The organism is Paraburkholderia sp. TE9906 (assembly GCF_056279605.1).
In genome coordinates this window covers 84,091-97,027 of record NZ_JBWCCT010000015.1, presented here as the reverse complement: position 1 = coordinate 97,027, position 12,937 = coordinate 84,091, and the positions used below count along the sequence as shown (strand labels likewise).

Here is a 12,937-nt window from a genome sequence, read left to right as displayed (position 1 = left end):
TCGCCAGTTCCAACCGGCCACCGCCCACAGACTCACTCCCGCACGCACCGTGCGCCTATCCCTTCGGAACGCGTCCATGAGCAATAAGTCTTCAGGCAAACTGGAAGAGCTGCTGGCAGGCGGCAGCCGCCACTACCAGATCTTTCCAAAGCTGGATGAGCGGCAATTCGCACTTCTGGAACGATACGGCGAACGGCGCAAGCTGATCACCGGCGACGTGCTGTTCTCCGAAGGCGAGCGCCATATACCCATGTTCGCCATCGTCTCCGGCACCATCGAGGCGACGAGGGGCACAGGGGAGAACCTGCACGTTCTGGGCCTGCACGGCCCCGGCAGTTTCACTGGCGAAGTAGGAACGCTTGCCGGTCGCGCCGCGGTGGCGAGCGCCCGTGCCACCAGCGACTGCGAAGTGATCGTGATCGATGAGGAGTCGCTCCGCGCGCTCGTCATCGCTGAAGCGGAATTGAGCGAAACGATCATGCGCGCCTATATCCTGCGGCGCGTCGCGTTCATTCAGGATCAGAACGGCGGCGTGCTGGTCATCGGCAGTTCGGCTTCGCTGGATACGCTCAAGCTGCGGCATTTCCTGAGCCGCAACGCTCATCCTTTTGCTTACTTCGATATCGTCGAACACGAGGAAGCGAAAGCACTCCTTGAGCGCTATGGCACAACCGAAGCCGATTTGCCAGTGGTGGTCACGTTGCAAGGCAACGTGCTAAAGCAGCCGACCCATCGGGCCGTCGCCGACGCGATCGGGCTCAGCCCCGACCGCCTGAACGGCGAGCGGTTCGACGTGGTGGTAGTCGGTGCGGGACCGGGCGGTCTTGCGGCTGCGGTCTATGCGGCTTCCGAAGGATTGAGAGTGGCCGTGCTGGACACCAAGGCGCCGGGCGGCCAGGCGGGCACCAGTTCGAAGATAGAAAATTACTTCGGCTTCCCAACGGGTATATCGGGGCAAGCGCTTGCCGGGCGCGGCCTGTCGCAATGTCGTAAATTCGGCGCCGAGGTCGGCGTGCCAATCGAAGTACTCGGCATCGAATGTCACAACGGGCCGCCCTTTCACCTCCGGCTCAATTATGACGAGCATCTGTATGCCCGCTCGGTCGTGATCGCGACCGGCGCACGCTATCGCAAACCCTTGCTCGACCGCCTCGAGCATTTCGAGGGACGCGGCATCTATTACAGTGCCACGTATATGGAAGCCGCATTCTGTCCGCAGCAGGAGTTGGTCATCGTCGGCGGAGGCAACTCGGCGGGCCAGGCTGCGGTCTTTCTCGCGGGATTCGCCCGTCACGTGCACGTCGTGATCCGCGGTGACGCACTCAATGCGAGTATGTCGAATTACCTGATCAGGCGCATCGAGGCAGCCGCGAATATCACCGTTCATACGCGAACGCAGATCGTGGAATTGAACGGCGACACACAGCTCGAATCGATCAAATGGAACCGGCAAGGGCAGATCGAAGAAAAAGCGATCCGCCATGTCTTCCTTTTTCTCGGCGCACAGCCCAATACCGCGTGGCTCGGCGATTGCGTCGAACTGGACAGGAATGGCTTTGTGCTCACCGGGCCCGATGCAATCAACACGTGGTCGTCGGAGCGCCCCGCTCATTTTCTCGAAACGAGCCGGCCCGGCATCTTCGCGGTGGGTGACGTTCGCAGCGGGTCGGTCAAGAGAGTGGCGACGGCTGTCGGGGAAGGCGCTGCCGCGGTTCAGTCGCTGCACCAGTTTCTGGCGCTCGATGGGTAATCTCAGAAAGCTCACACCGAAATGGTTGAAGCCGGCCTCTGTGCGAGGCCGGCTTCAATGCCAGTGCTTTCCTGGCTGTCTATTTGCGCTGCTGCATGTTTGCCAGTTCTCCCGGTCCAGGCGCAACCTGCGTTCCATCGACTTGTCTTCGTCAATGCGCCTGGACGCAGTCAAACTGGCGGGCGTAATTTAGCACGTGACTATGCCGGATAGCTGTTTCCAAAACCGAGAAAGAGTCAACAATTGTAATTTCGCGCGGGACGCCCGCCGCCATCGGCAACGCGCAATCCCACGGCCTTCGTGCCCTTAAAACGCGTGCCTTAGCCCCACCATCCCGACGAATTGCGAAGGTCCGGACGACGGCGTCGTATTCTGCGAGTCGCCGACCACCGCGACCGCATCGACGATACTCGTCGCGCCGGCACCTGTTGCGACCAGCGACTTGCCACGCGCATGCTGATACGCCTCCAGCGCATAGAGCGTCGTGCGTGCGGAGAGGTTGTACGTCTGTTCGAGTGAAATCTGGTGATAGCGTGCGGGATCGCTGATGCCATTCGCCTTGCTGGCCTGCGTATAACTGTAGCCCGCGCCGACCGTCACGCTGGACGTGACCCGGCAGGTCGAAATTGCGCCGTACGTATTGAACACGGCCTTGCTCGTAAACAAGGAACCATTGCCCGGCGCGTATTGCACGTTCGAATAGTTGATACCGACCATCAGGTCCTGCAAGCTATAGCGCGCCGCCGCGGCAAACAGTTGTGCGCTGCGCGCGGTGGCGTAGCCGTTATTCACCGGCGAGTTGATCGCAAAGCTGCCGAGCGCCGCGCTCGTCGCGATGTCTTTCAGCTTCACGTAACCCGCTGCAATTGCGAATGGCCTGTAGTCGTAGCGAAACGCCGCGCTGAAATGGCTGCCGTTGGCAATGCTGCCCGGCGCGCCACCCAGGCCGTATTGCGCGCTCATCTGCAAGCCCGCCATAGCCGGCGATAGATAGGTAACCGAATTATTGAAACGCAGCGTCGTGTCGAGCGCGTCGATATCGCCGGGATGCGCGCCGGTCGCACCGGTGAGCACGCCGGTCGGGCCGAGTCCACCGACCATCTGGAAGTAAGGCGTGTATTGGCGGCCGAGCGTCACCGTGCCGTAGCGGTCATTCGCCAGACCCACATAAGCTTGTCGGTTGAACATGTAGCCAGCGCTGCTTTGCGCGCCGGTCAGTGAATTAAAGCCGCTTTCGAGCCGGAAAATCGCCTTCGTGCCGCCGCCGATGTCTTCCGCGCCGAGCAGGCCGAACTTGCTCGCCTGCAGGTTGCCCTGGCTCATGTAGAAGTTGGAGTGGCCGTTCTGGTTGCTGACATAGGCGAACGCGTTATCGACAACACCGTACAACGTCACGCTGCTTTGCGCCGATGCGCTGCTCGACACCACTGCGCCCGCCAACGGCAGGCAGGAAAGGACGAACGCGCGGGTTCGCGCGCGCTTCAAAGAGTTCATCGCTTGCTGGTCTCCGGATTGAATATCCGGCCTGATCCCTCAGGCCGGTGCTGGATGCTTTTTTGAGGGGTTCAGTGGGACAGGGAGATCCTCAGGCAGCGCCAGCCTTCGGCCGTGTGGTCGGCTGCGAGCGTGGCGCCGATACACTCGATAGCGCGCGCTTCATGCATCGGCATGTAGAGGCGGACTTGCGTCTGCGGCTGTTGCATCCAGCCTTCACGTTCGACCGCAATGCGCAACGTGTGCGCGTCGCCCTTCATCGTGACGTTCCAGCGGCCTTGTTCGCCGGTGCGCCAGGCTTCGCTCTCTCCGTCGTCCTCGACGCAGCCGCCGCGCGTCACGCCGGTGCCGGCGTGCGGCACCGCGATGAATGCGCGTTCGTCCGCGGGGTGGCCGAAGTGCTGTTCGGCGATATTCAACGGCACCACGCTGCCTTCACGCAGCAGGAACACGGGTTGTTCGAACGGCGCCGGCAGCGTCACCGTCTGAGCGCCGTCGAACACTTCGCCGCTCCAGTACGAGACCCAGCGCGTGCCCGCAGGCAGATACACGTCGCGCGTCGACTGGCCCGCATCGACCACCGGCGCGACCAGCACCGACGAGCCGAGCATCATGTCGTCGCCGTCTTCGAGGCAGCGCGGGTCGTGCGGAAACTCCGCGAACATCGGCCGCAAAACGGGTTCATAGGCGCGGTGAGATTGCCACAGCAGTTCGTACAGGTACGGGATCAACCGATAGCGCAGCTTGATCAGATCGGCCACGTGCTGCGTGACCTCGGGGTACATCCACGGTTCGTTGACGGTGCCGTCGTCATTCCACGAGTGGATGCTAAAGCGCGGCAGGAAGATACCGAACGCGACCCAACGCGCGAACAGCTCGGGGCCCGGCGCCGGACCCGAGAAGCCGCCGATGTCATGGCCGCTGTTCGACACGCCGGACATCGCGAGTCCAAGGCCCATTTTCAGGTTGAAGCGCAACGTCTCCCACGACGTGTAGTTGTCGCCCGACCAGGTCTGCACGTAGCGGTGCATGCCGACGCCGCCCGAGCGCGACACGAGGAATGGCCGCCGATCGGGCGCATGCTCGCGCTGCGCATCGTGCGACGCGCGCATCATCATTTGCGTTTGCAGCACCTTCGCCTCGCGCGCCGGATACGGTTTGCCGAAGCCGCGCGCCATCGCGTCAGGCGACCAGATCTCGAACTCGTTGTTGTCGTTCCACGTCGCCGCGATGCCGTGCTTCAGCAGGCTTTCTTTCACGCGCGCCTTCCACCAGTCGATGGTGTCGGGATTCGTGAAGTCCAGATACGCGCCGACTTCGTCCCAGTACTGCACCCATGCCGGGTCGCCGTCGCGCGACTCGATCAGCAGACCCGCGCGGGCCGCGTCTTCGAATGCCGGATGATCCTGCAGCAGACACGGCTTGATGTTCGCGCACAGTCGCACGCCGTGGTCGAGATAGCTCTGCACGAAGCCGTCGATATCGGGAAACTTCTCGTGATTCCAGTTGAACACGTAACGCTTCGGACCGATCGACGTATAGCCCGACGACAGATGGAACGAATCGCACAGCACGTCGTGCTCGCTGCATCGTTCGATGAATTCGCCCATGCGCTGCTGCGCGTCGGGCGCGTCGGTGTAGCTCATGGTCGAGCCGGAGTAGCCCAGCCCCCACTTCGGCATCCAGGCGGGGCGGCCCGTCAGCCACGTGAAGCGGCGTACCGCATTCAACGGCGTGCCAGCGGACGCGATGAAGTAATAGTCGAGGTCGCCATGCTCGGCGATGAGATGGCGGTAGTGGCCGTGGTAGTTGTCGAGCTCGCGGCCCATGTCGAAGCGGCAATCGGCGAGCGTGTCGTAGAACAGGCCGAAGCCGGTCGACGTTTGCGGCTGCCACGTCACGTAGAACGGAATGTGCTTGTAAAGCGGATCCGTCGTGCGCGCGCTGTAGCCCATCGCGTCGATATTGCGCATCTCGTAGCTCTGATGCGCACGATCGAGCGAGCCGGCGCGCTCGCCGAGGCCGACGTACATCTCGTCCTTGCGACGCTCGATGTAGTGATACACGCGCTTGTCCCACCAGCCGAAGTTGTAGGACTGCGTCTTGCGATCGCTCATCACGCGATGCCAGGCGCCGTCGTGCAGGATGTCCCACGCGCACAGGCCGCCGTCGAGCGTGACCGTCAGGCGCACGCGCGCCGTCTCGACCACGAGGTGCTGCGCGTCGTTCGACACCGCGAACGGCGGCGGCGTGAAGCCGTTGAGGTCACGACGCTCGCGCCCTTCCAGCGCGACATCGTCGGTGCCAGGCGCAATTGCCCAGGTGCGCGGGCCGTGCAATTCGCCGTCGGGCAGCACAAGCACGCGGATGATGTCTTCCGCTAGAACGAACAGCTCGATACGGCAGTTTTCCTGCGCGGTCAGAACAAGGTGGTTGTCGAGCTGGGACGACAACGCAAAACGTGGCGGGTGTTTCAGATTCGTCAGTGAACGCATGATGGGTCTTCGAATGAGGTCACGCAGGAGTGCCGGCGCCGGTGGCGATCGGACGCGGACGGCCGTCGGGAGAGACGCCGCGCATCAGGATGATCAGCAGCGTCGCGCCGATCAGGTCGAAAGCGCCGAGGGCGCCGAATAGCGGTGTATAGCCGATCGAGTCGGCGAGCGCGCCGACGAGCAGCGAGAAGCCGAGGCCGCCGATCCAGGCGGCCATGCCCGCAAAGCCGGCCACGGTGCCGACCTCGCTCGGGTCGAACACGTCGGCGGCGAGCGTATTCACGAGCGCCGAGATCATCTGATGCGCGAAACCGCCCACGCAGAAGAGCGCGATGGCCTGATACGGCGAAGCGACGAGGCCGATGGCCGCCGGCCCGAGCATCATGAAGGCGCCGAGCACGACGCCCGCGATGCGCGACCAGACCAGCGGCACGCGCAGGTGTTTCATCAGGAACGGCGACAGATAGCCGCCGAACAGCCCGCCCAGATCGGCGGCGAGAAAGGGCAGCCACGCGAACATCGCGATCTGCTTCAGATCCATGTGACGCTGGGTGGCGAGATAAAGGGGAATCCAGAAACTGAAGGTCTGCCACGCGGGTTCCGCGAAAAAGCGCGCTTGCGCAATCGCCCAGAAGCGGCGCGTGCGCAATACCTCGCGCACGCTGCGGCGGCGCGGCGCGGCAGGCGCCTGCCCGCTGACGATCTTTTCGCGCTCCACCTCGCTGATGCGCGAGTGATCCGCCGGCGAGCGGTACAGCAGATACCACGCGGCGGCCCACACGAAGCCGAGCGCGCCCGTCACGGCAAACGCGCTTTGCCAGCCATAGCGCAACGAGAGGAAGACGACCAGCGGCGGCGCGAGCAGCGAACCGAACGACGTGCCCGCGTTGAAATAGCCGACCGCAACGGATTTCTCGCGATCGGGAAACCATTCGGCAACCACCTTCATGCCTGCGGGGATGGCGACCGCTTCGCTCAGGCCCATGAGCCCGCGCAATGCCGCGAGCGAGAGCCAGCCGCTCGCGAAACCGTGGAATACGCCCGTCAGCGACCAGAGGCAGGCGAACAGCGCGAAACCGAGCCGCAGGCCGATCAGATCGATGATCACGCCGCACACCGGCTGCATCACCGTGTAGCCAATCTGGAAGGCGCCGACGACGTACGAATACTGCTGGGTGCTCATGTGCAGCAGTGTCATCAATTGCGGCGCCATCACGCCGAGCGAATTGCGCGAGAGATAGTTGACGATCGTGCCGAGGCACACGAGCGCGATGATCCACCAGCGCAGTCCAACGATTGTTTTCAAGGTATCTCCGAATTGTCGATGCCGCGAGTTGCCTCGAGCGGTATACGCGAATTCGAACTTTTCCTGTTCGTTTCGCGTCAGTCATCGTATCACTCGTCGCTTGACATCACACCAGGGAAAACCATGTGTGAGATTTACACTATTGATTATATTGAGATATCTACCTTATAAACCCGGTGTGCCGCAGGAACGAGATGTCTGATGACAAACACGATCATGCGCGAATTTGTTCCTTCAGATTCGCAAATGTTCACATTTGCGATGATTTGAGCGATCGGGCGTTGAGCGAGAGTCGTCTGGGGTCGGCATTCGCCAGCGACATTGGCGAGCGTGCCGCCACGCGGCCTGGCGCGTCGGAGAGATCGAGCGGGGGACGTCGGCGGCGTGCAGGCCGCCTACTAAGTGATCAGCCGCTCACGTCGCGACCGGTTGGCGTTCGGCGCAGCATGGCGCCATTGCCGTCGAGGCGGACGTGAGCGATTGCATTGGCCGGAACACGCGGCAAGTTCGCGACGCACGCGCCGGTAATGCAGCGAGCACCGCAGGATAAGCGAGGCTTTACTTTTCATACGGACAGCGAATCTTTAAGCAATCGAAGAGACCGCCGCTGCTCAACAAAGGCCGTTATGTCGGCCATGCCAACCCCAACGCTAACGCAAAGTCTCCTTATCCCCCGACTCCCGTTTGAACCCCGACAGCATCGAGCCGATGAGATTTTCGTGCGTCCATACGCTCATCACGAGCGCCGCCAAAATATGCACGCACACGCAGACCTGCAGCGCGATCGACAGACAGGTGTGAAGGTCCTGCGGCCAGTCCTCTCCCCAGAATGCGTCGAGGCGCATCATCCAGCCGCTCACGGCCAGCGCCAGAATCAGCAGCCATAACGTCAACGCCATCACGCCGCCAAGCGGATTGTGCGACAGATGATGCTGCGGCCTGCCAACGGCAAGCGAGCGAAGATATTCCATGAGACGCGAGTGCGTCGGCCACCATGCAGAAAACCGCGCGTTCATCGTGCCGATAAAACCCCACACGATGCGCGACACGACGAGCCCCGCGGCAACATAGCCGAGAATTCGATGCATCTGATCGGTCGAGCCGAACAGATTCCACACGACGATGCCCGCGACGCTCCAGTGCGTGAACCGCACCCAGATGTCCCAGATCTTGACGGGCATCGCGTACCGCCTGCGGTTAGTCGATTTCCGACTTCACGACATCCAGTGTCTTGGCGTCGAAGTAAATCTCGACCTTCTTGCCCTCTTTGTTGTGGCCGTAGATTTCATAGCAGTTGCCGTCGACCTTGAACTTTTTGATCTTGTAGCCCTGCCCTTCCAGTTGGGCGCGCGCATCCGACTCCTTCATCCATTCGCTCTTCGGATGGGCCACACAATCGGCCTTCGCGAATACTGCACCGGAAATGCCGAACGCCGCCATCAACACCAGAAACTTGAACATCGGTCACCTCGCCCGCTGATTTGTCGAGCGGTCAGCCTACTTCAAACGAGAATCGATCGCAAGTAAACTGTAAGGTTGAGCGGAGCGCGGAACGAAGGTGCCGCTCGCGATTGTCCCTGCCCAATAGAAGGGGAAAGGATACGAAAGACTGGGAAACAATCTGCTGGCGGCTAACAATAAACTCGAAAAAATGAAATCAAGCTTCGCCGACATTCGCGAGTAGGTGCCGGCGAATGTCAGCTTTCGTCATTGACGAATGCGTCGTCTCGACCCGGAACGGTCTGCGAATCTGTTCGATCGCATATAACCGCTACCACGGCTGACTGGAGCGGCCCCCTGAAACTCCGGACACAGTCTCCCACTTACAATAGCGGGTAGGCATACGACAGTGTTTTTGACTAACAACAAGCAAGAAGTGATGGAAGTGTTGACGGGACCGGAGCGCCGTCGTCGACGTTCCGTCCAGGAGAAAGTGGCCATCGTGCAGGAAGCCCTGGAGCCGGGAGCAACGGTTTCAGCGGTTCCCGACGACACGGGCTGAACCGAAACCAGGCGTTTGCGTGGCGCAAGCAATACGAGGAAGGCAGCCTGGCTGCGGTGAAGGCGGGGGAACCGTGGTGCCCGCCTCGCAGTTAGCCTCAGCGATGAAGGAAATCAGGGAACTCCAACGTCTGTTTGACAAGAAGACGCTGGAGGAAGAAATCCTGAAGGAAGCAGTCGAATATGGCCCCTCAAAAAAACTGGATTGCGCGCTCGCCCTTACTGCCCGGGGACGACCAACGAAAGCGGTCTGCGATGTTCTCGGCGTGGCGTGCTCTGCTCTGCCAGTCAGAAAAGCCCGTTCGCCGGACTGGCAGGACGGCCGCCGCGCCCGACAGACCGACGACACGGAGCTGGTCGCTGCAATCACGAGCACGTGGCGGGGCTTGCCGACGTATGGAGACCGGCGAGTCTGGGGCACTGCTGCGACATAGTCACGAAATGACTGGTGCGCCGTGCGTGAACGCCAAGCGGGTCTATCGCGTCATGCGCGACCATCAGTTGCTGCTTCGGCGTGTTGGCCAACGTTGCGATGCCCGCAGACCACAGACAGATGCTGCACATCCGCACGGCTATACTAAAAGGCGGCAAGCTGCCAGACATGACTCGCCGCATTCACCAGGAACATAGTCCTCATCTTGCGTGATTCACTTCACCACAACGAATCCCGAACCAACCAGATCTTCGATGAAGCGCACTCCCTCCTCCCTCGACACGCCACATCAGGAGCCCGCCCAGATGGATGACGCGACCCGCATCTTCGACAGGCTTCGCCCTCGTTTGCAGGGCATCGCGTACCGGATGCTGGCGTCGGTTGCGGAAGCCGAAGACGTGGTGCAGGACGCATGGCTGCGATGGCATGGCGCAGACCGCGCCACCATCGACACTCCGGAAGCGTGGCTCGTATCGGTCACCACGCGTCTGTCGATCGACCGGCTGCGCGCCGCCAAGGTGCAGCGCGAGCACTACGCAGGTATCTGGCTTCCAGAGCCGCACATCATCGAGTCGCCGGTCACCCCCGAGGAGATCAAGGAGCGAGCGGACGACGTGTCGGTTGCGTTCCTGATGCTGCTCGAACGACTGACGCCCGAGGCGCGCGCAGCATTCCTGCTGCGAGAAGTTTTCGATGCCGACTACGATGAAGTGGCCGACGCCATCGGCAAAAGCGAAGCCGCTTGCCGCCAGTTGGTGAGCCGCGCGAAGACACAGTTGCGCGATGAACGGCCGCGTTTCGCGGTGTCGCGCGAAAGCCATCTGCGGTTGCTGCAAGTGTTCGCGCAGGCGTTGGAGCGCGGCGACTTCGCGGCCATCAACGGCATGCTCGCTGAAGACGCCGTGCTCGTCGGCGATGGCGGCGGCCGCGTGCCGAGCTTCCCCAGACCGATGGTCGGCGGCAGGCGCATCGCGCAACTGTTCTACGCCGCAAGCCGGCGCTTTGGCAGCGAACTGCGCATCGAACTCGCGGTGCTCAACGGACAGTGGGCGCTGTTGCGCTTCATCGAAGGCACCCTGGAATCCGCGCAGTCGTATGAGATTGATGGCGCGCGGATCGTGCGCATCCAGGTGCAGCGCAATCCGGACAAGCTCGTGCGTCTCGCGGCCGCATTCGGAGCTTGCTGAAGATTTTCTCCACGGCAGGAGGCGTCCGCGCGATTGGTGTCGAGCGGGCAACAGCGTGAGCACCCTGGCATGTCTACCGGGCCCGGGCGGCGGAACCTACCATGGTTTCCGTACGGCAGATCGCCGACACCGCTGCTCCGGTCGCCGAAGGGCGCCGGCTTCATTCCCGCCAGGAGAAAATCATGAGCCAACGCATCAACTACATCCAGCAATCGCCGGAACTGTTCAAGAAGTTTCTCGAGTTCAGCAACCTGCTGGGCGACAGCGCCATCGAGGAATCGGTCCGCGATCTCGTCGCGATCCGCGCTTCGCAGATGAACGGCTGCGGCTTCTGTGTCGACATGCACGTGAAGCAGGCAAAGATCCACGGCGAACGCGAGTTGCGTCTGCACCATCTGGCCGTCTGGCGCGAATCGACGCTGTTTGCGCCGCGCGAACGCGCCGCGCTCGCGTGGACCGAAATCCTCACGCGCCTGCCCGAGCAAGGCGTTCCCGACGACATCTACGAGCGCGTACGCACGCAGTTTTCGGAGAAGGAACTGTCGGATCTGACTTATGAAGTGATGGCGATCAACGGGTGGAACCGCGCGAACGTCGCCTTCAAGACCGTGCCGGGCTCGTCGGACAAAGCGTTCGGTCTCGACAAGGCCGGCCTTGCATGAGTAACGGCCGCGCACCGCGTGGCCTTTGCAGGAGAAACATCATGTCGAGATCGAAAAGACTCGCGTTGCTGGTGCCGCTGCTCTGCACGGCGTGGTTTGCGGGACCGGCCAGCGCCGCGCCCGAGGCGATCGTCACGCCCGTGATGGAGCAGCCGCTCGCGGACTATCCAGGCAAGGAAGCGCTGATGATCACGGTCGTCTACCCGCCCGGCGGCGCCGATCCCGCCCATCGGCACGATGCGCATGGCTTCATCTATGTACTGGAAGGGTCGATCGTGATGGGCGTCAAGGGCGGCAAGGAAGTGACGCTCACGCCTGGGCAGAGCTTCTACGAAGGGCCGAACGATGTTCACACGGTCGGCCGGAACGCCAGCGCCACGCAGCCGGCCAAGTTTCTTGTCCTGCTGCTGAAGAACAAAAATGCGCCTGTGCTGACGCCGGTGAAGTGAAGTGATCCACCCGCCTGTGACATCGTCCGCCGAAAAAAATGGCGGATCGTGTCACAGCGCGCGCGCGTCGCCCGTCTTGGGGATATGCACCTCTTCGACCCGAGCCGCCATGCCTGACATGCACGCGTTCCGCCGACCAGCGGCACCCTCTTCCATTTCCGCCCCCGCTAGCGAGGATTCGCTCGCCAGCAGCTTCGCCACCAGCTACGCGGGCGTCATCGCGTTTCTGGCGGTCGCCAGCGAAGGCAGCTTCGCCAAGGCCGGCGACCGGCTCGGCATCGGCCGCTCGGCCGTGAGCCGCAACATCCAGAAACTCGAAGCGCAACTGGATGCGCGCCTCTTTCTGCGCACCACCCGCAGCACGTCGCTCACGCGGGAAGGCGAACGCTTCTACGAGAACTGCCATCCCGGTGTGGAGCGCATCGTGCAGGCGTTGGAGGAAATGCGCGAGCTTCGCAGCGGACCGCCACGCGGACAATTGCGCATCTGTTCGACGAGCGGCTTCGGCCGTGCGATCGTCGCGCCGCTGTTGCGCGGTTTTCACGAACGCTATCCGGATATCGCGCTCGACCTGCTGCTCAACGACAGTCCGGCCAACTTCACGGCCGACCGCGTCGACGTCGCTTTCCGCGACGGACGCATGGAGGACAGTCAGGTCGTCGCCAGGCAGTTGATCCCGATGCAGATGATCGTCTGCGCGTCGCCCGCCTATGCACGCGAGCACGGCTTGCCGCGCAGCGTGGCGGATCTGGGGGCGCATCGCTGCATCAACTTGCGGGCGGCGTCGGGGCGCATCACCGAATGGGAGTTCAAGGTGAACGGCCTGCCGCACAGGATGACGCCCAACGCCCCACACACGTTCAACGACCCGGACCTCTTACTGCAAGCCGTGCGCGACGGTTTGGGCATTGCGCAGCTCGCCGCGTACCAGGTCTGCGACGCTCTGCGCGACGGGCGGCTGCGGTCCTGTCTCGAGCAATACGCGCCCGACGACCGCGGCCACTACATCTGCTATCTGAGCCGCAAACATCTACCCGCGCGTATCCGTGTATTCGTCGATTACATGACGGAACAAACGCGCGCGCTCGACCTCGACTGCATGACCTCATTCCCCGTACTTTCCGCCTTGCCCACGGCGCGCGCGCGCTGATTGGTGTCGT

The 12,937-nt window shown here is 62.4% G+C and carries 10 protein-coding genes and 1 pseudogene; 6 read left to right on the top strand and 5 right to left on the bottom strand.

Annotation, left to right across the window (positions count from 1 at the left end; genetic code table 11):
• Positions 1-76 precede the first annotated feature (76 nt).
• Entirely contained in the window at positions 77-1,750 is a 1,674-nt protein-coding gene (locus ACZ9H4_RS30240) for an FAD-dependent oxidoreductase (protein WP_408141098.1), read from the top strand.
• Between the two features lie 306 nt (positions 1,751-2,056).
• On the opposite strand, the gene ACZ9H4_RS30235 is transcribed toward ACZ9H4_RS30240, so the two are convergent.
• The 5 genes from ACZ9H4_RS30235 to ACZ9H4_RS30215 all read right to left on the bottom strand — a co-directional run bounded on the left by ACZ9H4_RS30235 (position 2,057) and on the right by ACZ9H4_RS30215 (position 8,506).
• The gene (locus ACZ9H4_RS30235; protein WP_408141097.1) at positions 2,057-3,244 is read right to left on the bottom strand and encodes a porin; all 1,188 of its coding nucleotides are present in this window, start codon (positions 3,242-3,244) and stop codon (positions 2,057-2,059) included.
• Positions 3,245-3,315: 71 nt separating this feature from the next.
• The gene (locus ACZ9H4_RS30230) at positions 3,316-5,739 is read right to left on the bottom strand and encodes a TIM-barrel domain-containing protein (RefSeq protein ID WP_476122370.1); all 2,424 of its coding nucleotides are present in this window, start codon (positions 5,737-5,739) and stop codon (positions 3,316-3,318) included.
• Between the two features lie 19 nt (positions 5,740-5,758).
• On the bottom strand, positions 5,759-7,045 hold the full coding sequence (locus ACZ9H4_RS30225) for an MFS transporter (RefSeq protein WP_408141095.1): 1,287 nt from the start codon (positions 7,043-7,045) through the stop codon (positions 5,759-5,761).
• A gap of 650 nt (positions 7,046-7,695) precedes the next feature.
• Positions 7,696-8,226: a cytochrome b/b6 domain-containing protein gene (locus ACZ9H4_RS30220; RefSeq protein ID WP_408152184.1), complete on the bottom strand. Its 531-nt coding sequence runs from the start codon at positions 8,224-8,226 to the stop codon at positions 7,696-7,698.
• 16 nt (positions 8,227-8,242) lie between these two features.
• On the bottom strand, positions 8,243-8,506 hold the full coding sequence (locus ACZ9H4_RS30215; protein ID WP_408141093.1) for a PepSY domain-containing protein: 264 nt from the start codon (positions 8,504-8,506) through the stop codon (positions 8,243-8,245).
• Between the two features lie 418 nt (positions 8,507-8,924).
• Between ACZ9H4_RS30215 and ACZ9H4_RS30210 the strand changes: the two are divergent.
• From ACZ9H4_RS30210 to ACZ9H4_RS30190, 5 genes and pseudogenes are all read left to right on the top strand, one after another.
• Positions 8,925-9,562: pseudogene (locus ACZ9H4_RS30210) on the top strand (transposase); the annotation flags it as partial.
• Between the two features lie 222 nt (positions 9,563-9,784).
• A complete protein-coding gene (locus ACZ9H4_RS30205; RefSeq protein ID WP_476122369.1) occupies positions 9,785-10,666 on the top strand; it encodes an RNA polymerase sigma-70 factor in 882 nt (293 codons plus the stop codon).
• A 182-nt stretch (positions 10,667-10,848) separates the two neighbouring features.
• Positions 10,849-11,328, top strand: coding sequence for a carboxymuconolactone decarboxylase family protein (locus ACZ9H4_RS30200; protein ID WP_408141087.1), 480 nt, complete (start codon positions 10,849-10,851; stop codon positions 11,326-11,328).
• A 41-nt stretch (positions 11,329-11,369) separates the two neighbouring features.
• On the top strand, positions 11,370-11,777 hold the full coding sequence (locus tag ACZ9H4_RS30195; protein ID WP_408141085.1) for a cupin domain-containing protein: 408 nt from the start codon (positions 11,370-11,372) through the stop codon (positions 11,775-11,777).
• 118 nt (positions 11,778-11,895) lie between these two features.
• Positions 11,896-12,927 (top strand): LysR family transcriptional regulator, encoded by a 1,032-nt coding sequence (locus tag ACZ9H4_RS30190; RefSeq protein ID WP_408152345.1) that lies wholly within the window; start codon positions 11,896-11,898, stop codon positions 12,925-12,927.
• Positions 12,928-12,937 lie beyond the last annotated feature (10 nt).

Coding starts and splice junctions, on each gene's coding strand:
- ACZ9H4_RS30240 (WP_408141098.1), top strand. CDS start 77: ATGAGCAATAAGTCTTCAGGCAAACTGGAAGAGCTGCTGGCAGGCGGC.
- ACZ9H4_RS30235 (WP_408141097.1), bottom strand. CDS start 3,244: ATGAACTCTTTGAAGCGCGCGCGAACCCGCGCGTTCGTCCTTTCCTGC.
- ACZ9H4_RS30230 (WP_476122370.1), bottom strand. CDS start 5,739: ATGCGTTCACTGACGAATCTGAAACACCCGCCACGTTTTGCGTTGTCG.
- ACZ9H4_RS30220 (WP_408152184.1), bottom strand. CDS start 8,226: ATGCCCGTCAAGATCTGGGACATCTGGGTGCGGTTCACGCACTGGAGC.
- ACZ9H4_RS30215 (WP_408141093.1), bottom strand. CDS start 8,506: ATGTTCAAGTTTCTGGTGTTGATGGCGGCGTTCGGCATTTCCGGTGCA.
- ACZ9H4_RS30205 (WP_476122369.1), top strand. CDS start 9,785: ATGGATGACGCGACCCGCATCTTCGACAGGCTTCGCCCTCGTTTGCAG.
- ACZ9H4_RS30200 (WP_408141087.1), top strand. CDS start 10,849: ATGAGCCAACGCATCAACTACATCCAGCAATCGCCGGAACTGTTCAAG.
- ACZ9H4_RS30195 (WP_408141085.1), top strand. CDS start 11,370: ATGTCGAGATCGAAAAGACTCGCGTTGCTGGTGCCGCTGCTCTGCACG.
- ACZ9H4_RS30190 (WP_408152345.1), top strand. CDS start 11,896: ATGCACGCGTTCCGCCGACCAGCGGCACCCTCTTCCATTTCCGCCCCC.